Raw genomic sequence first — 22,214 nt, forward strand, 5'->3', positions numbered from 1 at the left:
AGTCCGTGCAGCCGAGCTGCCTGGACTGTCCGGCAACGCCGCGACACGCGGTGCCGGACCAAGCGACCCGGGCGGGCGCAGCGCAGGGGCCCCTGAGCCACCGCGCCGCCGGCTCAAGGAAGTTCGGCGGCCGGCGGTGCGTACCGGCGGCGCTCCCACGGATACGCGGGCAGCGTCAGCACCCGGCGCGGCAGACCGGCGAACGACGGCTCGGTGCCCCGGTCGAGGAACTCGGCCGCCGGGCACTCCCGGTCCTCGGCCAGCGCCTCCAGCGCGACCCGGGCCTGCTCCCGGTCGGCCGCCGCCACCCGCACCCGGTTGGCCAGCGCCGCCCTTCCGTGAGTGAGGGTGTAGGCGAAGGCGGGGTAGTCCTCGTCCTTGACCGTGATCAGATGTGCGGCCAGCAGCCCGGCGTAGACGCGCAGCGCGGCGGGCGTACGGGCTGACACCTCGAATCCGGTGACCTCCACGGCCTGTCCGGCCGACGGAGGGGCGGACGCCTGAGCCGCGCCCAGGATGACGTGCGCGTTGGTGCCGCTCATCCCGAACGAGCTGACACCCGCATACGCCCCGGCCCCGGCGGGCCAGGGTTCCAGCCGGTCCGGCACCCGGAAGCCGGTGCCCTCCAGGTCGATCCGCGGGTTGAGTGTGGTGAAGTGCGGCACGGGTGGCGCGGCCCGGTGGCGCAGGCTCAGCATCGCCTTGAGCAGGCCCAGGACGCCTGCCGCCGATTCGGTGTGGCCGAGGTTCGCCTTGGCCGACCCGAGCAGCACGGGGGCCGCACCGCCGGGCCGGCCGAGCGCCTCCGCCAGCGCTTCCACCTCGATGGGGTCGCCGAGCGCCGTCCCCGTGCCGTGCGTCTCCACGTACCCGATGTCCGCCGGGCTCAGCCCGGCATCCGCGAGCGCCCGTTCCACCAGCACGGTCTGCGCCGCCACGCTGGGGGCGGTGAACCCGGAGGCGGCGCCGTCGTGATTGACGGCCGACCCGTGGATCACCGCGTGTACCCGGTCCCCGTCCCGCACCGCGTCCGCCAGCCGTTTCAGTACGACGACTCCGCACCCCTCGGCGCGGGTGAATCCGTTGGCGCGCGCGTCGAACGGGCGGCACTCCCCGTCCGGGGAGAGCGCCCCGGTCCGGGCCGCGAACTCGGTGGCCCGCGGGGACAGCACCAGGTTGACCCCGCCGGCCAGGGCGACGTCGCACTCACCTGCAGCCAGCGCCTGACGGGCCAGGTGCACGGTCACCAGGGACGACGAGCACGCGGTGTCGACGGCGGCCACCGGCCCGGTGAGGCCCAGCGTGTGCGCGAGCCGGCCCGCCGCGAAGCAGTGGCCGTTGCCGGTCGCCCAGTACACGTCGGACTCGCCGGGCATCCACTCGCGGTAGTCCTGTCCTGTGACACCGACGTACAGCCCGCAGTTCCCGCCGGGCCGGGCCAGGCCCGCGTCCTCCAGCGCCTCCCAGGCCACCTCCAGCAGCAGCCGGTGCTGCGGGTCCAGGGCACGGGCCTCACGTGGTGCGACGCCGAAGAACGGGGCGTCGAACGTCAGGACCTCGTCCAGGAACCCGCCGCGGTGCGGCACCTCGTCCCAGGCGTCACCGAAGGGGCGGCGCCGATGCTCCGGGATGGGCCGGACCGCGTCACCGCCCGCGGCCAGCAGCCGCCAGTAGCCGTCCATGTCGGCGACGCCGCCCGGGGCGCGCACGCCGACCCCGACGACGGCCACGGTCCGTCCCCCGCGCAGCGCGGCGAGTTCCGCGCGCAGCCCGCGGATGGTCTGCATGGCCCGGCTGACCGGCGTCGCCGCTGATGCCGTCTCGCTCATCGCTGTTCCCCGTCCACGAGTTCTGCCGCTACCCGCTCCATGAGCGCCTGGGACAGCGGCCGGAGGCTGGCGTACGTCCACAGCAGCGTCGGTGACAGCTTCAGGCCGAAGTCGGCCTCCAGGCGGTTGCGCAGTTCCAGGCTCATCAGCGAGTCCAGGCCGAGGGACTTCAGCGGTGTCTCGCGGTCGACGGAGTCCGCGGCGATGCGCAGCACCCGGCCCGCCAGATGCCGTACCCGCTGCTCGACGAGGTCGGAGCGGCCCTCGGGGGCGCAGGCGGCGAGCCGTTGCCGGAACGCTCCGCCCGTGGCGGAGCCGGTGGACCGGCGGGCCGCCGCCAGCCCGCTCCAGCTGGGCAGGCTCGCCGTCGCCGGGTACGTCTCGAACCAGCGTCGCGCGTCGAGTGACAGATAGCCCACGACCGTCTCGCCGTCACGCAGGAACTCCTCCAGCGCCCGCCAGGCGTCGGCCGCCGGGAACGGGGCCATCCCACGGTCCGCGAGACGGGCGCCGCGGTTCTCGCTGCGGGCTGCCAGTCCCATGCCGTCGAAGCTGCCCCACTGAACGCTCAGGCCCGCGCGGCCCGCGTGCCGACGGGCGGCCGCGAGGGCGTCGAGATAGGTGTTGGCCGCCGCGTAGGCCGCCTGCCCGACGTTGCCGATCAGGCCCGCGGCCGAGGAGAACATGACGAAGAGGTCCAGCGGGTCGTCGGCGGTCAGCCGGTCCAGATGGCGGGCGCCGTCCACCTTGGGTGCCAGCACCCGGGCGACCTGAGCGGCGTCCAGCCCCTGCACCACACCGTCTTCGAGGATTCCGGCCGCGTGGAACACACCGCGCAGCGGCGGAAGTCCGGCGCGTATCCGGGACAGGGCCTCCGTCAGGGCCGTCTCGTCGGCGATGTCCGTCCGCGCCACGCTCACCGTGACGCCGGCCGCGCGCAGCGCCTCCACGCGGGCGGCGGCCTCCGGGCCCGGCTCCGAGCGGCCCAGCAGGGCGAGGGCCGTGGCCCCGCGCTCGGCCAGGTGCTCGGCGAGTGAGAGGCCGAGGTCGCCCAGACCGCCGGTGATCAGATAGCTGCCGTCGGCGCGGAAACTCCCGTACGGCAGTGGGTCCGCGACCACCCGGCGCACCCGGTGCGGCTCGTGCAGGACGAACTTGCCGATGTGGTCGCCGTGCGACATGGCACGCAGCGCGTCGGCCGCCCGGTCGAAGGTGTAGGGGATGACGGGCAGCGGGCGGATACGGCCCGCGGCGACCTGGTCCCACACCGCGTGGAGGATGCGGGTGAACCGCTCCGGACGGCGCATCACCAGGCCTTCGAGGTCGACGGCCGCGAAGCTGATGCCCTTGCGGAAGGTGTGCAGGTCGAGCCGGCGGCCGCCGTGGATGTCCTTCTTGCCGACCTCCAGGAACCGGCCGTCCTCGGCCAGTACGTCCAGCCCCCGGTTCAGGGCCGCGCCCGTCAGCGAGTTGAGGACGACGTCGACTCCCCGGCCGCCGGTGAGGTCGAGTACGGCGTCGGCCCACGCCAGGTCGCGGGAGTCGAAGACGTGCCGCACGCCGAGACCGCGCAGGTGGTCGCGTTTGGCGGGGCTGCCCGCCGTGGCGATCACTTCGGCTCCGAGGAGGTGTGCGACCTGGACGGCGGCGAGACCGAGGCCGCCGGCCGCCGAGTGGATCAGGACGCGGTCGCCCTCCTCGACCCGGCCCAGGTCGTGCAGCGCGTACCAGGCGGTGGCGACGACCAGCGGCAGCGTGGCGGCCTCGGTCTGCGACATACCGCCGGGGACGGGGCGGGCGTGCGCGGCACTCAGCGTCAGGTGGGAGACCATCGCGCCGAACTTGCAGGCCACCACCCGGTCACCGGCTCGGAACCCGGTGGTGCCCTGGCCCACCGCGACGACCCGGCCGGCGCAGTCCCCGCCGAGCAACTCCTTGCCGCCGGACTCGTCGGGGTAGGTGCCCATCGCCTTCATCACATCGATGAAGTTCAGGGACGTGGCATCCACCTCGATCTCGATCTCGCCGGGACCGGGCGCGCGGCGCACCAGCGGAAGGAAGCGCAGCGACTCCCACTGACCGGGCCGCGGTCCGGGGTGCAGCCGGAACGGCTGACCTGTCGTGTACGGCACGGGCGTCGACGCGTCCGTGCCCTGCCCGGCCGTGCGCTCCAGCCGGCCCGCGAGCCGCCGGCCCGCCCGCAGCAGGACCTGGTCCTCCCGTTGTTCCTCCCGCAGTTCGCGTACGGCGTACGGCGCCCAGCCGTCCTCGGCCGCCCGGTCGACGAGGGCGGCGGCGAGGACCGGATGCTCGCCGCGGAGGACCCGGGTGAAGCCCCAGTACAGGGCGGCTCCGGGGTCCGGCCGCTCGTCGGCCGCCGCCTGGGCCTGCGTGGTCAGCACGGTCAGGCGGGGGGCGGTCGGCCGGTCGAGGGCCGCGCCCGCCAGGGCGGACAGCACCGTCAGCCCGGCCCGCTGCGCGGCCTCCCCTGCCGTGGCGTCGGGGGCGGCGAACACCACGTCGGTGACGTCCGCCCTGCGCAGCAACCCGGCCCAGGCGGTACGGTCCGCGGCGGCCGCCGCCGGCAGAGCTGCCCCTTCGGCGCCCAGAGCGGCCGCGAGTTCCTTCACCGTGCCGGATGACGCCTCGGGGCCGCAGACGAGCCACCGTGCCTCGCGGCCGTCGCCCTCCCCCGGCTCCCCCGGCTCGACCTCGTGGAAGGCGAACCGGTGCACCCGCTCCAGGGCGGGGTCCGCCTCGCCCTCCAGGACCAAGGGGTGCAGTTCGAGTCCCGTCAGCCGGACCAGCGGGCAGCGGTCGGTGCCGTACAGCCACACGTCGAAGCGGCGGTCGGGGCGGCGGCGTACGTGCGCCCACAGCTCGGTGACCTCCGCCGGCAGAGCGGGGAGCAGGTCGATGCGGTCGACGCCGACCGGTACGAGCGTGCCCTTCTCGTCCGACAGCGGGAGCGACAGCTGCAACGCGCCGTCCCACAGCGCCGGATGGAGGGTGAAGCGGCGGGCGCCCATCCGGCAGCGCTCGTCCAGCCGGAGCAGCCCGAGTGCCTCGTCGGCGGTGGCGTACAGCTCGCGCACACTGCGGAAGGCAGGACCGTACTGCAGGCCCCGAAAGGCGCAGGCGTCGTAGAAGGCGCCGGGGTCCGTGGCCGCCGCCCGGAGCAGGGCTTCGGGGAATTCCGGGGCGGTCGGGGCGTCGTGCCCGTACGACACACGAGCCGTGGTGTGCCGGGTCCAGACGTGGGCACCCGCCGCCAGCGAGAGCAGCTCGACTCCGGCACCGTCGGCTGCGTCCTCGCGCCAGAGGACACCCAGCCTCAGGGCGTCGTCGGCGAGCGTCATGTCGTGCTGCAGGGCAAGGCCGTGCAGGACGGACGGCAGGCCGCCGGTGCGCGCGGAGGCTGTGCCCAGGCAGAGTTCGACGGCGGCCGCGGCGGGGACGACGACCGCGTCGTGCACCCGGTGGTCGTCGAGCCAGGGATGGGCCACGGTGTCGAGGTCGAGTGTGCCGTGCCAGGTGTCCGCCTCGGTGGGCACCGGCGCGAGCGGGAGGGCGAAGGAGGCGGCGCGGTCCGCCGGCCGGCGGACCGCGTCCACCCAGTGCCGCTCCCGCTGCCAGGGGTACGTCGGGACGTGCGCGTCCCGGCCCAGCGGCTCACGCCCGAAGGGGGTGAGCCCCGACACGTAGGCTCGGGCGAACGACTCGGCGAGGTCCTCCGGTGCGCCCCGGTCTCGGTGCAGGGTGCCCTGGAGGGCCGGCGGCTCGGCATCCGAAGCGGCAAGTTGCTCCAGGGCCGGGAGCAGTACCGGATGGGCGCTGATCTCCACGAAGTGGGTGACGCCCTGGTCGATCAGGGTGCGGACGGCGTCGGCGAACATCACCGGGCGGCCCAGGTTCTCCACCCAGTACCCGGCGTCCATCTCCGGCCCGTGCAGCAGTTTCGTGCGCACCGTCGACATCAGCGGGAGTTCGGCCCGGCGGGGCCGGGCGGGCGCAAGGACCGCGCGCAGTTCGTCGTTCAGGCCTCGCATCAGCGGGCTGTGGGAGGCGTAGTCGACGTCGACCAGACGGCAGAACGTGCCGTCCGCCTCCAGGAGTTCCTTCAGCAGCAGCACCGAGTCGGTCTCGCCCGACAGGACGCATGAGCGGGGGCCGTTGTGCACGGCCAGCGCGATGCTGTCCTCGAAGCCCTCCAGCGCGGCGCGCGCCGCGTCCGCGTCCAGGTCCACGGCGAGCATGCGGCCGGTGCCGGCGCTGGTGCGCAGCAGAACCGCGCTGCGGCGGGCCACGACGAGGGCGGCGTCCTCCACGGACAGGATGCCCGCCACGGTGGCGGCGGCGATCTCGCCCTGGCTGTGGCCGACGACGACGTCCGGTTCGACACCCGCCGCACGCCAGACCTCCGCCAGTCCCACGCAGACGGCCCAGAGCACTGGCTGCACGATGTCGACGCGCCCCAGCCACGCGTCCCCGGTGCCCCCCGCGATGATGTCGGTGAGGTCCCAGTCCACGTGCGGGGCGAGTGCGGCGGCACAGTGGTCGACCGAGGTCGCGAAGACCGGGTCGCAGGCGTACAGATGCCGGCCCATCGCCGCCCACTGCCAGCCCTGTCCGGGAAACACGAAGGCCGTACGGCCGTGCTGCCGGGCCCGGCCGGTCACCACGCCGGGCAGCTCACCGCCGGGGTCCGCGGCGAACTTCTCCAGCAGGACGGCCAGTTCACCCGCGTCGGATGCCACCGCGGCGGCCCGGTGCGGGAAGTGGTCGCGCTGCCAGCCCAACGCCGCTGCCAGCTGCCGTGGTTCGGCGCCGGGACGCTGGAGCGCGCGGCGCACGTCTCGGGCCCGCTGGGCGAGCGCAGCCGGGGTGTGACCGCTCAGCGGCATCAGGAAGGGCGCCGTCGTGTCGACGGGCGTCTCCACGACGGCGGGCCGCTCGGACGGTGGGCCGGTGACGGCGGCGTGGGCGTTCGTGCCGCCCCAGCCGAAGGAGCTGACACCGAGATAGACGGGGCCGTCCTCGGGCAGCGGCAGCGGCTTCTGCACGACGTGCAGGTTGAGGTCGTCGAAGGCGATTTTCGGGTTGAGCTCGGCGGAGTGGAGGCTGGGCGGAACCACGCCGTGCCGCAGGGACAGGACGGCCTTGAACAGGCCGGCGAACCCGGCGGCGGCCTCCAGGTGGCCGATGTTGCTCTTCACGGACCCGACCGGGAGGGGCCGGCCCGCACGCTGCGGAGCCTGGCCGATGACCCGGCCGATGGCCGCCGCCTCGGTCGGGTCGCCGCGTCTGGTGCCGGTGCCGTGGGCCTCGACGTAGGCGACCCGGTCGAGCGGGATTCCGGATTTCTCATAGACCTGCCGCAGTACGTCCTCCTGTCCTTCCTGGCTGGGGGTCACCAGGCTGGGGCCGCCGCCGTCGTTGTTGATGGCGGTGCCCGCGATGACGGCGTGCACCCGGTCGCCGTCGCGCAGGGCACGGTCGAGCCGCTTGAGGTAGACGGCGGCCGCGCCCTCTCCCCTGACGAACCCGTCGGCGCCGGCCCCGAAGGTGGCGCAGCGGGCGTTCGGCGACAAGCCTCCGAAGTGGGTCAGCCCGATCGTCACCTCGGGGGTGACCATGAGGTTGGCCGCGCCGACGAGGGCGCCCTCCACCTCACCGACGCGGATCGCCTGGCAGGCGAGGTGCAGGGCGACCAGCGCTGAGGAGCAGCCGGTCTCCAGGTTGAGGCTGGGGCCCATCAGGCCCATGAAGTAGGAGACGCGGGCCGAAAGCATGTCCAGGGAGGTGCCGGCGATGGAGTGCTGCGAGATCGGCACGCCGCGGTTGTTGCGCAGGTTCTCGTAGTCGTGCCAGATCCCCGCGCTGTAGACGCCGATGCGGGAACCGCGCAGCGAGGCGGCGGGTACGCCCGCGTCCTCCACGGCCTGCCAGGCGGCCTCCAGCAGCAGCCGCTGCTGGGGGTCCATCACCTTCGCCTCGCGCGGCGAGATGCCGAAGAAGGCCGCGTCGAACTGGTCGATGTCCGTCAGGAATCCGCCGCGGTCCTGGATCCACTTCTCCGGGTCCAGGAGCTCCTGGGCGTTCCAGCGGTCCGCGGGTACGGGACGGATCGCGTCGCCGCCCTCGATCAGCAACTGCCAGAAACTGTCGAGGTCCGGGGCTTCGGGGAAACGCCCCGCCATCCCCACGATGGCGATCTGCTCTGCCGGGTCCTGCTTCACTTCCTACCTCCGTAGCCCGGCGGCCGGTGACCGGGCCGGGATGTTCGTGAGTTCTGTGGGCGTCAGGACCGGCGCGGGACGCGCAGGACCACCGCGGACGCGCCGGGGCGGTCGTCCGACGTCAGGACCAGGGCCGCGGTGGTACCGGGGAGCTGTCGGCGCGCGTCGCTCACGGCGAGCTGCGGGAGCGCGGGGTCCCAGTCGGCGAGCCCCGCCGTCGCCGGCATCTCGCCGTCCGTCAGCACCTGTGCGGTGAGGGCGATTTGGAGCAGGGTGGTGGTGCCGGCGCAGTCGCCGAGCGCCGCGAACGCGGTGAAGACCGGGGTGTTGGAGCCGAGCGTCCTGGACAGGGCGTGGGCCTCCGCCCGGTCGACGGGACCGGAGCCGTCGGCCGATGAGCAGACGAGCCCGACGGCCCCGGGCGCGAGGCCGGCCGCCGCCAGGACGGTGTTGACGACACGTACCGCGGCCTCCCCCTCGGTGTCGCCGGTGACGCCCAGAGCGGTACTCACGGCGGCGACCTCGGCGTGGATACGGGCACCGCGGTCGCGGGCCCGGTCGGCGTCCTCGACGACGAGAACCACCACGGCCTCGCCGGGCAGGGAATCGGTGCGGTCGGGCCCGAAGGGGTGCGGCAGTGGGGCGGCACGGTCACCGGTGCCTCCGTCCACGGCACCCGCGCCCGCCCTGAGCGGATCCAGCACGTCCACCCCCGCCACCAGCACCACCTCGGCCTGACCGGTGCGGACGAGGTCGGCCGCCAGCGTCAGGGCCTCGGCGCCGGAGCAGCGGCCGGCCGTGACCGTCGCGACGGGGCCCTCGGCATCCGCCGCGATGGCGAGGTCGGATACAGCGGCGTTCAGGCTTCCCTGAGGGCCGGCATACGGGCTGACCAGGTCCGCCCCGAGGGTGAGACCGTCACGGAGGACCTGCAGGTAGCCCGTCAGGCCCGCCCCCGATGTTCCCAGGACGACACCGAGGTCCTCCGGGGCGGGCCGGCCGCCCGCGTCGAGTCCCGCGTCCTGCCAGGCCAGCAGGCCGGCTCGGGACACCAGCAGTGACTCGCGGCTCAGCGCGCGCAGCCGACGCCGGCCGAAGGCGGACACGTCGGACAGGTCGTCCAGGAGCGCGGCGGCCGGCGCGGGGCCCCGGCCGGGGTACAGCCCCTCGGGCGCGGCCACGTCCCTGACCGCCGTACGCCCCGTCAGGAGGCCCTCCCAGGTGGTTTCGAGTCCCGCGCCCAGCGCGGTGGCCAGTCCCACGCCGGTGATGGCGGCGGATGAGCTCATCCTGTGTTCCCTCCGGGTCGCGGCCGGGTGAACACGGTGCAGGCCGTGTTGCCCCCGAAACCGAAAGCGTTGTTGACGACCACGTCCAGCGGCGCCTCCCGGGCCGCGCCGTACACAAGGTCGACCGCGCAGTCGGGGTCCGGGTCGACGAGGGTGGCGGTGGGCGGGATCACGCCGTCGCGCAGCGCGAGCACACAGGCCACCGCCTCGATGGCGCTGGCCGCACCCTGGGTGTGCCCGAGCGCCCCCTTCAGGGAGGAGACGGCGGGGCCGTGCTCCCCGAAGACGGCCCGCACGGCCGCGGCCTCGACGCTGTCGTTCGACGGGGTGCCGGTGCCGTGGGCGCTGATGTGCCCGACCCGGTCGAGCGGCACCCCGGACATGGCCAGGGCCCGCTCCAGGGAGCGGCGGGCGCCGCGCCCTTGCGGATGCGGTGACGTCATGTGGTGTGCGTCGCAGGCGGACGCCCACCCGGCCAGCTCGGCGTACACGCGCGCTCCGCGCCGGCGGGCGTGCTCGTACGACTCCAGGACGAGAGCGGCGGCGCCCTCGGATACGACCAGTCCGGAACGGTTGCGGTCGAACGGGCGCAGCGCGTCGTCGGTGAGCGAGCGCAGGCTGGCGAACATCATCATGATGCCGGTGGACAACTCGTCCGCCCCGCCCGCGACCATCACGTCGGCCCGGCCGGCCCGGATCGCCTCCCCGGCGTACGCGAGCGCGCTGTTGCCCGAAGCGCAGGCGGTCGCCACGACCGAGCTGGGCCCGAGAAATCCGTGCTCCCGGGCGACGGCGTCGGCGAGGCCCACGACGGGGCGTGGCCTCGCGGGCTGGGTGCCCGCGCCTGACTCCGCGTCCCGGTGGAACTGTGTCACCGCTGGTTCCAGTGCCGCCCGGTTCCCCAGCAGCGTGCCGAAGCACACGCCCGCGCGGGACGGGTCGCCCGTCCACGGCGCGAGGCCGGCGTCGGAGGTCGCCGCCGAGGCGGCCGCCACCGCCAGGCGGGTGGCGCGGTCGCCGTCGCCGCGCGGGGCGGCGAAGCCGCGGACTTCGCCGGCCAGCCGGCCGGCGAAGTCGGCGGCGTCCGGCCGGTCCAGCGGGCGGGTGCCGACGACACCGCGCACGGCGGCGTCCCAGAACTCCTTCAGCGTCTCCCCGATGGGGGTGAGGACGCCGAGGCCGGTCACCACCACGCGGGCGGAGGGGTCCAACACTGCGTTCACCTGTGCTCCCTCAGATGCCGATTCCGCCGTCGACCTGGATGACCTGGCCCGTGATGTAGGCGGCCCGGTCCGAGGCGAGGTAGGCGACCGCGTCGGCCACCTCGTCCGGCGTGCCGGCCCGCCGCAGCGGAATGTCGGCAACGACCTTCCGGTGGGCCTTCTCGTCCAGGCCGGCTGTCATGTCCGTCTCGATGAGTCCCGGCGCCACCACGTTGGCGCGGATGCCGAACCGGGCCACTTCCTTGGCCAGCGACTTGGAGAAGCCGACGATCCCGGCCTTCGATGCCGCGTAGTTGGTCTGCGAGGCATTGCCGCGCAAGCCGGCCACCGACGACACGTTGACGATCGCGCCCCGGCGACGGCGCATCATGGTCATGATCGCCGCCCGGCACACGGTGAACGTCCCCGTGAGATTGGTGTCGACGACCGCGTCCCAGTGCTCCCGGTCCATCACGGCCAGGGGCATGTCCCGGATGATTCCGGCGCTGGTCACCAACACGTCGACGCCGCCCAGGCGTTCCTCGGTCTCCGCCAGCCAGCCGTGCACCGCGCCCTGGTCCGTCACGTCCACCACGGCGCCGTGTACCCGCACGCCGTACTTGTCGGCGAGCTCATCGAGCCCCGCGGCGCCGGCGGGCGGGGTGCGGTGGCAGTAGCCGACGTCGTATCCGTCGGCCAGGAAACGCTCGACCACCGCGCGGCCGATGCCGCGGGAGCCGCCGGTGACCAGGGCCGTACGGGGGCCCGCTGTCATGAGGACGCCTCGAAGTGCTCGGCGAGCAGCGCGTAGGTCTCCTTGAGCGAGCGCACCTTCTGCAGGTTCGACTCGGCCAGCTTCACCCCGTACTTGCGCTCCAGGATGACCAGGATCTCCAGCGCCAGCAGGGAGTCGACGTCGAGCGTCTCCTTGAAGTCCGCCGTGTCGGTGACTTCGGCGACGTCGACGTCGATGACCTCGGCGATGGTGATGCGCAGGTCTTCCAGGTCGAGCGGGGTGGTGAGTTCGGGCATGGCGGTTCCTCCGTCGTGGGTGCTCAGCAGGGTCGGGGACAGCGGGCCGGCGGGTCAGACGAGTCCTTCGCCGCCGTCGACGTCGATGACGTTGCCGGTGATCCAGGAGGAGTCACTGGCGGAAAGCATCACGACGGCTTCGGCGACGTCCTCGGTCGTGGTGATCCGGCCGTGCGGGTTGGCCGCGCCGGCCCGGTCGGCCAGGAGTCCGCTGCCGGGGATGCGGACCAGGGCCGGGGTCATGGTGAGTCCGGCGCGCAGGGCGTTCACAGCGATGCCCGAGGGCGCCAGTTCGACGGCCAGTTGCCGGACGTGGGAGACGAGGGCGGACTTCGCGGCGGACACCGCGCCGTAGCTCGGCATGACCCGGGCGTCGCCGCGGCTGGTCAGTGCGAACACCTTGGAACCGCGGGTCAGCAGGCCCGCGGTGTACAGGTCGCGCACCCAGTAGACGAGGCTGTGGCCCATGACGTCGGCCGTCATGTCCATCTGCCGGGGTGTGATGACGTCCGGCTGTCCCTCCTGCGGAATGAACGGGAGCAGACTGCCGAAGGCGAGCGAATGCAGCAGCACCCGCACTCCGTCCGGACCGGTCAGTGCGGCCAGCCGCTCGACGGCCTCGGTACGCGTCTGCGCCTTGGCGGCGTTGAGGTTGTGGAACGAGGTCCGGACGCCGAGGGCGTGCAGCTCCCCGACGACCGCGTCGGCCTCCTCCTGCTGGGCGGAGGTGCCGAAGTAGACGCCGAAGACGTTGGCGCCCTCGCGGGCCATGGCGAGGGCGGTGGCCCGGCCCATACCGCTGGAGGCGCCGAGTATCAGGCACCAGGATCCCTTGACGGATGACAGCATGCTTTCCTCTTGCTCGGTGGGTGGGCCGGTGGGGAGGGCGGGCGGTGGGGAACACCGCCCACGGGCCTCAGCGGACGTCGACGGCGGCGAAGGCGAGGTTGCCTTCCCGGGAGGCGACGACCACGGCCTCGGGGCCGGGGCGGTCCGGCCGCAGTGCGCGGGCGAGCAGTTCGAGCGGGGCCAGTGCGCCCGCCCCGACCGGGACGGCCGCGTCCGTCACCGCGGTGGTACCGGCACACCAGGCGCGCACCGCGGCCTCGGCCGTGCGCGCCGTGGGCGAGTGGTCGCTCACCAGGTGCAGGGAAATCGGGCGGACCGGGCACACCCCGTCCAGCGCGGCCTGTACCGCGCGCCCGGCCCGCTCCCGCCCGGCCGCGGTGGCGGCGGCCCTGGGCGGCAGAAATCGCAGCGCGGTCCGTACGACGGGCCCGGCGGCGCGGGCGGTCCGGGCCCGCAGGAGCAGCAGCGCGGCCCCCGACTCGGGTACCGCGTCGCCGGCCCTCGGGTCGGGTGCCTCGGTGGCCCCCGCGAGGACCAGGTCGCCGCGTCCTGCGGACAGCGCGTGGGCGGCCAGGTGCACCGCTTCCAGACCGGCCACCCGCGGTGAACTCACGGTGAGGTTGAAGGCCTTGAACCGGTGTTCGGTGGACAGCTTGGCGGCGACGAGGTTCACCGAGAAGAAGGGCACGGTCATGGGACTGAGCGTGTCGAAATCCCCGCCGCGCACGGCCCCCGCGATGTCGGAGTGCAGTGCGGTCACCGCGCTGTTGGTGCCGACCACGATCCCCCGGCGCTCCTCGGCGTGCTGCTCGGGTTCCGCATCGGCCAGCGCCTCCCGGGCCGCCGCAAGCAGGTAGTGGCAGGCCTCGGGCAGGTACCGGTAGCCGCGTCCGAGCCGGGCGCGGTGGTCGAACCACGGCGCCTCCCGCGGGAGCGGCACGGGCGGTACGACGAGTCCGGTGCCGGTGACCGTCGCCTCGGCCACGGTGTTGCGGGCGGTCACCGTTTCCCACCCCCGAACACCAGCGAGAAGTTGCTGCCGCCGAACGCATAGGCGTTGAGCAGTATCCGGGACCGCTCCAGCGATACGGGGCCCGTCCGCGGCAGCCACACCGGGCACGCCGGGTCCTGCCGCCGCGGGGCGATGTTCGCGGGGACGAGCGCGTGCCGTGACATCAGTGCGGCGGCCACGACGGCGAACGCGGCCGCCGCGCCCGCGGTGTGTCCGATGAATGCCTTCAGGCTGAACAGCGGTACGCGCTGCAGGTGTTCACCGAACACCTCACGCAGCACACGGCTCTCCAGTACGTCGTTGTGCTCGGTCCCCGTGCCGTGCGGCACCACGCAGCCGATGTCCTCGGCATCGTCCGCCGCCTCCCGCAGGGCCTCGCGGGCGGCCCGCAGGGGCTGGTCGCCCGCCGGGTCGGGGGCGGTGAGGTGATGGGCGTCGCAGCTCCATCCGCTGCCGCGCAGCCGGCCGTGCGACGGCCGGCCCGCCGCGGCGCGCGCGGACTGCACGACGAGCATCGCCGCGCCCTCCCCGAACACGGTGCCCCGGCGGCCGGTGTCGAACGGACGGCACAGTTCGGGGTCGTTCGCCCCGACCCGGCTGAAGCTGGCCAGTGGCGCCCAGGCCAGTGCCTCAGCACCCCCGACCAGCACGGTGTCCGCCTCGCCGCGGCGCACGAGGTCCATGGCGATCGACAGGGCGTACCCGCTGGCGGCGCAGGCGTTGCTGACGTTGATGTTCGTTCCGAACGCGCCCAGTTCACCGCCGACCTCGGATGCGAGCCGGAACACCGGTGCCCATGTCGCCGCCGGGGACGACAGGCCGTCGCGCTCGCCGCTCTCGCCGGCCGCGGTGCCGATCACCACAGCCATGTCGGCGGTCTCGTCCTCGCTCAGCCCCGCGTCGGCCACGGCCTGCCGGGCCGCGTGCAGCGCGAGCCGGGCGGCCCGGCCGTACGGCTCACCGGCTCCCGGCGCCCACTCAGGCCCCTCCGGGACCTGGTAGGCGAGGATGCCGGGCACCCGGTCGGTGAGCCCGGCCACCGGGGTCGGGCGCGGAACCGCCGAGGTCAGGCCGGACCAGAACGCGTCCACCCCGGTGCCGAGGCAGCTGACCGCGCCGAGCCCGACGACATGGACCTCGGAATCCGTGGCGGCAGCCATCCTCAGCTCACCCCTGCGGATGTGACGGACTCGCTCACGAACGCGTGGACGGCGTCGGCGAACTCCCGCGGCCGTTCGGCCATCGGGAAGTGCCCGCAGCCTTCGAGCAGGCACAGCCGCCCGCGGGGCAGCGTGCCGACCAGGGCCGTCGCGTCCTCCGGCGGCGCGAACCGGTCGTCACGGCCGGCCACCGCGAGGACCGGCAGGTCGAGTGCGGCGGTGTCGAGGAAGGGGCTGCGCAGGTAGCTGCCGTAGAAGCGGAACCAGCCGTAGGGGCCGACCCGGTCGCGTACCAGCAGGGCCATGTCCTGACGCATCCCGGGGTCCAGCGGGCGCGTCGCGGCGAGGCCCAGCGCCTCGTCGAACACGTCCTGGAAGATGCTCAGATAGTGCTGAGCCGTGTCCCACCGGAAGTCCGCCGGGTCACGCCGGTGGAAGGGCGAGACCACCACGAGCGCACCGGGGCGGGCCTGCGGGGGAGCGGCGGCCAGGTGCTCCAGCGCCAGGAGCGCGGAGTAGGAGTGGGCGATCAGGACGTCGACGCCCCCGGGCACCTTGTCCATCGCCGCGCCGATCCAGTCGGCCGGGTCGCCGCCCGGCAGGCTCCACGCCGGCGCGCCGACCTGCCCCCAGGGCAGCTCCGCGGTCCACAACTCGACGTCGGGGGCGGCATGCTGACCGTAGGCGTTCCAGCTGGTGCCGGTGGCCGCCAGCCCGTGCAGGGCCAGCGCACGCACGGGGCGCTCCTGTGCCGCGGCCCGCGCTCTCCGGACGACGACATCAATCCCGCTCATGGCTACCCCGCTCACAACTCATAGATGGCCCACGCGATTTCTGTCTGCGACCGCTGACCGCCCGGAGTTGGAGCATAAGTAATTCCTCTTAACCCTCGCTTAACGACTGATTGGCCTGCTCAACGAAAGCCTGACGCCGAAACGTTGCCCGTTGGCCGCAAGGAGTTCGTAAGTCAGTTTTAAGCAGCCCGAATTAAGGTGCCTAAAAGCTCGGGCAGTTCCGGGGTTTCCAACGGATCGCATGCGACAGGCCCGGCACATACCAATCGAGGAGGGGCCTGATGCTCGACAAGGTGATCGAGCGGCTGCACGATCCCGCGGTGTACGCGATGCCCGCGATGGCACTGCTGATCGTCATCGAGATGCTGGCGATCAAGTTCGGTGACGACCCCGACGAGCGGCAGGGATACGAACTGCGGGACCACAGGGCGAGCATCATCACCGGCCTCGGGGCGCTGGTCTCCTCCACCCTGCTGCGTGCGGTAGCGCTGGCGCTGTACCTGCTGGTCTACGAATACGTGGCGCCGTGGCACCTGTCGTCGACGTCCTGGACGACCTGGTTCATCGTCTTCTGGGGCGTCGAGTTCCTGCTCTACTGGTACCACCGGGCCGCGCACGCCGTCCGGCTGATCTGGGCCGGTCACCAGGTCCACCACTCCAGCCAGTACCTGAACCTGTCCACCGCGCTGCGCCGCAAGTGGGCGCAGTGGTTCGAGAAGATGATCTGGCTGCCGCTGCCGCTCCTCGGCGTCCATCCCGCCCTGGTGTTCACCATGCACTCGGTGCACTTGCTGTGGGGCCTGTTCGCTCACACCGAGAAGGTCGGCAAGCTGCCGCGGCCCATCGAGTACGTCCTGGTGACGCCCTCGCACCACCGGGTCCACCACGGCAACGACCCTGAGTACCTGGACAAGAACTTCGGCAGCATCCTCATCATCTGGGACCGGATCTTCGGGACCTTCCAGCCCGAGGTGCAACGGCCGACGTACGGCCTGACCAAGCAGTTGGAGAGCTTCAGTATCTGGAAGATCCAGCTGCACGAGTTCGCCACCATGGTGCGGGACGTGCGCGGGGCCAGGACGTTCCGGCACAAGCTCGGCTATGTCTTCGGCCCGCCCGGCTGGCGGCCCGCCGACGTCACCGGCACAGACACGGACACCGGCACCGATACCGGCACAGACCGCCCCGAGCCACGGCCCGCGCCCGCACAGCTGCCCGGAGCGGCGACGTGAGCGGACCGCCCTCCACTGCGGAGCCGCAGGAGGTGGGGGCCGCCCGGCACGGCCTGCGCGGCCATCCGTGGCTGACCGTCATGACCTTGTCCGTCGGCGCCATGATGGTCTCGCTGGACACGACGATCGTCACGGTCGCTCAGCCGGCCATGCAGGCGGACCTGCACACGGACCTCACCGGCGTCCAGTGGGTCACCGACGCGTACCTGCTGGCCGTGGCCGCGCTCCTGATCACCGCGGGCCGGCTGGGCGACCGCTTCGGACACCGCATGATGTTCCTGGTGGGCGCCTGCGGCTTCACCGCCTCGTCGTTCGCCATCGGCATGTCCTCCAGCCTGGGCTGGGTGGTCGCCATGCGCGTGGTGCAGGGCGTCTTCGGCGCGCTGATGCAGCCCGCCACGCTGGGGCTGCTGCGCGGCGCGTTCCCGCCCGATCGGCTCAACCAGCCCATCGCGGTGCGCAGCGCCGTCATCGCCGCCTCCACCGCCGCGGGCCCGGTGGTCGGCGGTCTGCTCGTCGAACACGCCCACTGGAGCTGGGTGTTCTTCCTCAACATTCCGCTGGGCGCACTTGCCCTGGTGCTGGGCATCACCGTCCTCGGTGACGTGCGCGACGGGGCCGCGGGCGGCCGCCTCGACCTCGTCGGCATGCTCCTGGTGGCCGGTGCCCTCGGTTCGCTGGTGTGGGGCCTGTCCGTGGCGGCGGACTCGCGCCGGAGCTCACTGGAGGCGCTGCCCTATCTCGTGGCGGGTGCGGTGCTCGGCGCCGTCTTCGTGGCGTGGGAGAGGCGCAGCACGCACCCCCTGGTGCCGCTGCGGCTGTTCCGCTCGGCGCCGTTCACCTCGGGTGTCGTCACGATGGCCGTGATGGGATGCGTGATGGTCGGCGCCCCGTTCGTGCTGATCTTCTACCTGCAGAACGTGCTCGCTCTCTCGGCCGCCGAATCCGGTGTCCGGGTCCTGGGCCTGACCCTGCTGATGATCGTGGGTGCGCCACCCGCGGCGATCTGGATCGGCAAGGCGGGTCCGCGGATTCCGGTGGCCGTCGGACTGACCGTCATCGCCGCGTCGATGTGCGCCCTCGCCGGACTCGACGCGGACTCGGGCACCCTGCACACGACCCTGTGCTTCCTGCTGCTGGGCCTCGGCTTCAGCCCGGTGATGGTAGGTGGTACGAAACTCGTCATCAGCAACGTCCCGAAGGAACTGTCCGGAGTGGCGGGCGGGATGCAGCAGACGGCCATGCAGGTCGGGGGCAGCCTTGGCATCGCGGTCGTCAGCGCCGTCGTCATGACGTACACGGCGGCCCGGCTGCCGTCCCGGCTCTCGGCCGCCGGGGTCACACTGCCATCGGACCGGACCGAGCAGGCCGTACGGTCCGTGGCCGTCGGGCTGCCGCCCGGCCTCACCGGTCCGGCCGCCCCCGGTGTGCTGGAGCGGGTCGGCCAGTCGGTGTTCCTCGACGCCATGCAGTACTCACTGCTGGCCACGGCGGCGGTGGCGGCGCTGGGGGCCGTCGTGGTGGCACGCGCCCGGCAGGACTGACCGGCCGCGATTCCGACCGGGATTCCCCTCGTACCGCCGAATCCATTCGCCGCTGTTCCCGCCGCTGTCCCGCTTCGGTTTCCCCCGCATTTCGCCTGTCAGTCAATCGTAGATTTCAGGGCTGCCCCAATGGTGCTGCGCCGCCCTTACCCGCAAGGAGAATTCGGCATGGGTGCTGCAACGACGGAAATCCATCGGGCTTCCGGGACCTCTGGGGCTCGCCGGCTGCGCGAGCTGTTCGCCCGTCCGGGAGCTGTGCGACTGGCCGGCGCCCACAATCCGCTGGGGGCACGGCTCGCCCAACGCGCCGGATTCGACGGCGTCTGGTCGAGCGGCCTGGAGGTGTCGGCCTCCCAGGGCGTACCGGACACGGACATCCTCACGATGAGCGAACTGCTGGGCGTCGCCTCCTCGCTGACCGCCGCGGTCGACGTACCGGTGGTGGCCGACTGCGACGCCGGGTACGGCAACGCGCACAACGTGATGCACATGATCCGGCGCTACGAGGCGGCCGGCATCGCCGCCGTGTCGATCGAGGACAAGCGGTTCCCGAAGGTCAACAGCTTCATACCCGGTCGTCAGGAGCTGGCGCCGGTCCTGGAGTTCTGCGGAAAGCTGACCGCGGCCAAGGCGGCGCAGCGCACCCCCGACCTGATGGTCATCGCCCGCATCGAGGCACTGATCGCCGGCTGGGGCATGGACGAAGCGCTCTCCCGCGGGGAGGCCTACGCCCGAGCGGGCGCCGACGCCGTGCTGATCCACGCGAAGGGGTCGTCGCCGGAGCCGATCCTGGACTTCCTCGCCCAGTGGACACTGCCGACCCCGGTGGTCGTGGTCCCGACGACCTACCACACCATCACCGCGACCGAACTCGCCGCGGCCGGCGCGAAGATGGTCATCTACGCCAACCACGGTCTGCGGGCAGGCATCGCGGCCATGACCGACACGTTCGCGTCGATCCTGCGGGACGACCGCACCACCGGCATCGAGGACCGCATCGCCCCCTTGGCCACCGTCTTCGACCTCCAGGGCATGGCCGAACAGAAGGTGCACGAACAGGAGTTCATCACCTCGTACGAGTCCCGCACCCGCGCGGTCGTACTCCCCGGTCCCGCCGACGCCACGCCTCCGTCCCTCCAGGAGCACCGCACCGCGGCCCTGCGCCGCTCCGGCGCCGACGACATCACGGTCACCGGCACGCCGGGCGAGCCGTCGGTCGTGGAGGCGCTGCTCGGCCTGACCGAGGCCCACCACGGCCCCACCCTGGTCGTCTGCGGCGACGCGCTCGTCGAGGCCGGGCCACTGCGGCTGCTCACTGCGGCCGAAGCCGATGTCGCCGTCCTGGCGGACGTGTCGGCCACCCCACGGCGGGACGACGGGCTGCCACTGTCGATCAGCTCCATGGCGCAAGGCGGCCGCAGGCTCGTACCGGGCGGAGGCGCTGAGGTCGTGAGCACCCACGAGGCGGACGCCAACGCGGAGTTCGCGGGAGCTGCGGTCTTCTCCCCGCAAGGCTTCGCCGCGCTCCGCACGGCGGCCGAGAAGCGGCGCGCCGACGCTGCTCCGGCCACCCTCGGCGACCTGATCGCGGACCTGCTCGCCGCCGGCCAGCGGGTCCGCGCCGTCGAGATCGCCTCCGGCTGGATGGAACTGCGCACCGCGGGCGACTCCGAGCGGGCCGCCGCGCTGTTCGCGGCACCGGAGGCGGGACGTTGAGCACCACGATCCCCGCACAGCTCGCAGCGGACGGTGTCGTGGCGCTGCTCAAGGAACGCGGCCTCGGCCCGTTCACCGGTGTGCCCTGCTCCTTCCTGGGACCCGTCATCAGCTGCCTCCAGGCGGAACATCCCGAGGACTACGTCATCTGCGCCAACGAGGGCGAGGCGGTGTCCATCGCGGCAGGCGCCCGGCTGGCCGGCCGCAGCCCGGTGGTGATCCTCCAGAACTCCGGACTCGGCAACGCCGTCAACCCCCTCACCTCGCTGTGCCACACGCTGCGGCTGCCGGTCCTGCTCCTGGTCACCTGGCGTGGCCGCCCCGGACAGCCGGACGAGCCGCAGCACGAGCTGATGGGCAGGATCACCCCCGAGATGCTCACCTCGATGGGCATCCGCAACGAGCTGCTTCCGCAGACCCTCCCGGAGCTCGGCGCCCGTCTGGACGGCGCGCTCACGCACATGGCCGCCACCGGCGGGCCGTTCGCCTTCATCGTGCCCAAGGGAGCGATCGCGCCCCGCCCGGCAGCCAGGGCCGGCACACCGGACCCGCGCGCCCACCTCATGCTGCGGTCCGAGGCGATCCGCCGGGTCGTCGAGGCCATGGACCCGGTGACGCTGCTGGTCGCCACCACCGGCAAGACCGCCCGTGAGCTGGAGAGCGACTTCGACCGGCCGGAGAACCTGTACGTCGTCGGCTCCATGGGCTGCGCCTCCAGCGTGGCCCTCGGAGTCGCGATGCACACGTCGCCCGGCCGGCCGGTCGCGGTTCTCGACGGCGACGGCGCCGCGCTGATGCGCCTGGAGGCCATGGTGGCGATCGGCCGCCGGGCCCGCACGGACCTGTGCCACGTCCTTCTGGACAACGAGTCCTACGAATCCACCGGAGGCCAGCCGACCGCGTCGGCCGGCGTGGACTTCTGCGCCGTCGCCGCCGCGAGCGGCTACCGCGCCACGTACGACGTGTCGGACGCGGAGGCATTGCACACCGCGGTGCGCAGCGCCCAGGCCGAGGGCGGCCCTCAGCTCGTCCGCGTCCGGATCAGACCGGGTTCGGACCCCTCGCTGGGCCGCCCCGCGCTCCGTCCGCCGCAGTCGGCGGCCCGTTTCATGGAGGTGCTCGCCCGATGACCGCTCCCGTTTCGTTCCTCGCGGCCGATCCAGCCGAGCAGCTGGTCCTGATGAACCCCGGACCGGTCGTCCTCGACGAGCGGGTCCGCGCCGCGCTCGCCGGCCCGGACCTGTGTCACCGGGAACCGGAGTTCGCCGGCCTGCTCGCCCGCATCCGGCACAAGACGACCCTGGTGGCCGGCGGCGGCGACGCGCACACCTCGGTAATCCTCACCGGGTCCGGGACCTCGGCCGTGGAGGCGGCGATCAGCTCGGCCGTCCCCCCGGACGCCGGGCTGCTCGTCATCGACAACGGCCACTACGGCGAGCGGTCGGAGCACATCGCCGCCGCGTACGGCATCCGCACCCACCGGCTGGAGTTGGGCTGGTCGACGCCTGTCGACCTGGCCGGGGTGGAGCAGGCGCTGGCCGCCGACCCCGCGCTGACCCATGTGAGCATGGTCCAGCACGAGACCAGTACCGGCATGCTCAACGACGTCGCCGCCGTGGCCCGGATCGCCCACGGCCTCGGCCGCGAGGTGATCGTGGACGCCGTCAGCAGTGTCGGCGCCGAACGGATCTCGCTGGCAGGGGACGGTGCCGACTGGCTGTGCGGATCGGCCAACAAGTGCCTTGAGGGTGCGCCAGGGCTGGCCTTCGTCAGCGCCGCCAGAACGGCGTTCGAGCGGCTGGCCGACCACCCGAACCGCACCTACTACCTGGATCTGCACCGGCACTACACGGCCCAGGAGAAGTCCGGCCTGCCTGCTTTCACCCCCGGTATTCCGACTTACTACGCCTTCGATGCGGCGCTCGACCTGGCGCTCGCCGAAGGTCACGAGGCCCGGCACGCCCGCTACGGCGCGCTGGCCGAGCGACTGCGTGCCGGCCTGGAGGCCCTCGGCCTCGAACTGCTGCTGCCTCCCGGGCAGCGCGCGGTGGGGCTGACCGCGCTGCGCCTGCCCGCCGGAACGGGGTACGAGGAACTCCACCAGCGCATGCGCGCCGCCGGGTTCGTCATCTACCGGGCTCAGGAGCGGCTGGCCGCTGACCACTGGCGGCTGTCGACGATGGGCCGGATCAGCGCCCCCGACATCGACCGCTTCCTGGCTGTGCTCGCCGGCATCCTGCCCCGCGGAGCGCGGACATGAACCGCCGGCCGGTCCGTCCACCGGCCGGCAACACGACTGACACCGCTGAATGAGGT

Annotated in this window: 15 protein-coding genes; 5 read left to right on the forward strand and 10 right to left on the reverse strand. The window is 73.1% G+C overall.

Annotated features, from left to right (window positions below):
• Positions 1-113: 113 nt before the first annotated feature.
• From OG584_RS16150 to OG584_RS16195, 10 genes are all read right to left on the reverse strand, one after another.
• Positions 114-1,829: a beta-ketoacyl synthase N-terminal-like domain-containing protein gene (locus OG584_RS16150; protein ID WP_405778534.1), complete on the reverse strand. Its 1,716-nt coding sequence runs from the start codon at positions 1,827-1,829 to the stop codon at positions 114-116.
• Positions 1,826-8,068 carry an SDR family NAD(P)-dependent oxidoreductase gene (locus OG584_RS16155; protein WP_405778535.1) on the reverse strand — a complete coding sequence of 2,081 codons (6,243 nt, stop codon included), beginning with the start codon at positions 8,066-8,068 and terminating at the stop codon, positions 1,826-1,828. The genes OG584_RS16150 and OG584_RS16155 overlap by 4 nt, the downstream gene beginning before the upstream one ends.
• Positions 8,069-8,130: 62 nt before the next feature.
• Positions 8,131-9,357, reverse strand: a complete 1,227-nt coding sequence (locus tag OG584_RS16160; protein WP_405778536.1) for a beta-ketoacyl synthase N-terminal-like domain-containing protein — start codon at positions 9,355-9,357, stop codon at positions 8,131-8,133.
• Positions 9,354-10,580, reverse strand: a complete 1,227-nt coding sequence (locus OG584_RS16165) for a beta-ketoacyl-[acyl-carrier-protein] synthase family protein (RefSeq protein WP_405778537.1) — start codon at positions 10,578-10,580, stop codon at positions 9,354-9,356. The genes OG584_RS16160 and OG584_RS16165 overlap by 4 nt, the downstream gene beginning before the upstream one ends.
• A 10-nt stretch (positions 10,581-10,590) precedes the next feature.
• Positions 10,591-11,334 carry a 3-oxoacyl-[acyl-carrier-protein] reductase gene (gene fabG, locus OG584_RS16170; protein ID WP_405778538.1) on the reverse strand — a complete coding sequence of 248 codons (744 nt, stop codon included), beginning with the start codon at positions 11,332-11,334 and terminating at the stop codon, positions 10,591-10,593.
• Positions 11,331-11,591 (reverse strand): acyl carrier protein, encoded by a 261-nt coding sequence (locus OG584_RS16175; protein WP_405778539.1) that lies wholly within the window; start codon positions 11,589-11,591, stop codon positions 11,331-11,333. The genes fabG and OG584_RS16175 overlap by 4 nt, the downstream gene beginning before the upstream one ends.
• 54 nt (positions 11,592-11,645) lie before the next feature.
• A complete protein-coding gene (locus OG584_RS16180) occupies positions 11,646-12,440 on the reverse strand; it encodes an SDR family oxidoreductase (RefSeq protein ID WP_405778540.1) in 795 nt (264 codons plus the stop codon).
• Between the two features lie 67 nt (positions 12,441-12,507).
• Positions 12,508-13,443, reverse strand: coding sequence for a beta-ketoacyl synthase N-terminal-like domain-containing protein (locus OG584_RS16185; RefSeq protein ID WP_405778541.1), 936 nt, complete (start codon positions 13,441-13,443; stop codon positions 12,508-12,510).
• A complete protein-coding gene (locus OG584_RS16190; protein WP_405778542.1) occupies positions 13,440-14,612 on the reverse strand; it encodes a beta-ketoacyl synthase N-terminal-like domain-containing protein in 1,173 nt (390 codons plus the stop codon). Before OG584_RS16190 ends, OG584_RS16185 begins: the two co-directional genes overlap by 4 nt.
• A gap of 2 nt (positions 14,613-14,614) precedes the next feature.
• Complete coding sequence (locus OG584_RS16195; RefSeq protein ID WP_405778543.1) at positions 14,615-15,406, reverse strand: alpha/beta fold hydrolase; 792 nt, start codon at positions 15,404-15,406, stop codon at positions 14,615-14,617.
• Positions 15,407-15,687: 281 nt separating this feature from the next.
• On the opposite strand from OG584_RS16195, the gene OG584_RS16200 reads away from it, so the two are divergent.
• The 5 genes from OG584_RS16200 to OG584_RS16220 all read left to right on the forward strand — a co-directional run bounded on the left by OG584_RS16200 (position 15,688) and on the right by OG584_RS16220 (position 22,158).
• Entirely contained in the window at positions 15,688-16,638 is a 951-nt protein-coding gene (locus tag OG584_RS16200) for a sterol desaturase family protein (protein WP_405778544.1), read from the forward strand.
• Positions 16,635-18,182 (forward strand): DHA2 family efflux MFS transporter permease subunit, encoded by a 1,548-nt coding sequence (locus tag OG584_RS16205; RefSeq protein ID WP_405778545.1) that lies wholly within the window; start codon positions 16,635-16,637, stop codon positions 18,180-18,182. Before OG584_RS16200 ends, OG584_RS16205 begins: the two co-directional genes overlap by 4 nt.
• A 168-nt stretch (positions 18,183-18,350) precedes the next feature.
• Positions 18,351-19,898 (forward strand): isocitrate lyase/phosphoenolpyruvate mutase family protein, encoded by a 1,548-nt coding sequence (locus OG584_RS16210; RefSeq protein ID WP_405778546.1) that lies wholly within the window; start codon positions 18,351-18,353, stop codon positions 19,896-19,898.
• On the forward strand, positions 19,895-21,028 hold the full coding sequence (gene aepY / locus OG584_RS16215; protein WP_405778547.1) for a phosphonopyruvate decarboxylase: 1,134 nt from the start codon (positions 19,895-19,897) through the stop codon (positions 21,026-21,028). The genes OG584_RS16210 and aepY overlap by 4 nt, the downstream gene beginning before the upstream one ends.
• The gene (locus OG584_RS16220) at positions 21,025-22,158 is read left to right on the forward strand and encodes a pyridoxal-phosphate-dependent aminotransferase family protein (RefSeq protein ID WP_405778548.1); all 1,134 of its coding nucleotides are present in this window, start codon (positions 21,025-21,027) and stop codon (positions 22,156-22,158) included. Before aepY ends, OG584_RS16220 begins: the two co-directional genes overlap by 4 nt.
• The last annotated feature ends 56 nt before the right edge of the window (positions 22,159-22,214 follow it).

This window comes from Streptomyces sp. NBC_00859 (genome assembly GCF_045161865.1).
In the GTDB taxonomy this organism is placed as follows: domain Bacteria; phylum Actinomycetota; class Actinomycetes; order Streptomycetales; family Streptomycetaceae; genus Streptomyces.

Excerpts from the sequence above, each read along its gene's own strand:
- OG584_RS16150 (WP_405778534.1), bottom strand. The coding sequence starts at position 1,829 with ATGAGCGAGACGGCATCAGCGGCGACGCCGGTCAGCCGGGCCATGCAG.
- OG584_RS16160 (WP_405778536.1), bottom strand. The coding sequence starts at position 9,357 with ATGAGCTCATCCGCCGCCATCACCGGCGTGGGACTGGCCACCGCGCTG.
- fabG (WP_405778538.1), bottom strand. The coding sequence starts at position 11,334 with ATGACAGCGGGCCCCCGTACGGCCCTGGTCACCGGCGGCTCCCGCGGC.
- OG584_RS16175 (WP_405778539.1), bottom strand. The coding sequence starts at position 11,591 with ATGCCCGAACTCACCACCCCGCTCGACCTGGAAGACCTGCGCATCACC.
- OG584_RS16180 (WP_405778540.1), bottom strand. The coding sequence starts at position 12,440 with ATGCTGTCATCCGTCAAGGGATCCTGGTGCCTGATACTCGGCGCCTCC.
- OG584_RS16190 (WP_405778542.1), bottom strand. The coding sequence starts at position 14,612 with ATGGCTGCCGCCACGGATTCCGAGGTCCATGTCGTCGGGCTCGGCGCG.
- OG584_RS16195 (WP_405778543.1), bottom strand. The coding sequence starts at position 15,406 with ATGAGCGGGATTGATGTCGTCGTCCGGAGAGCGCGGGCCGCGGCACAG.
- OG584_RS16200 (WP_405778544.1), top strand. The coding sequence starts at position 15,688 with ATGCTCGACAAGGTGATCGAGCGGCTGCACGATCCCGCGGTGTACGCG.
- OG584_RS16210 (WP_405778546.1), top strand. The coding sequence starts at position 18,351 with ATGGGTGCTGCAACGACGGAAATCCATCGGGCTTCCGGGACCTCTGGG.
- OG584_RS16220 (WP_405778548.1), top strand. The coding sequence starts at position 21,025 with ATGACCGCTCCCGTTTCGTTCCTCGCGGCCGATCCAGCCGAGCAGCTG.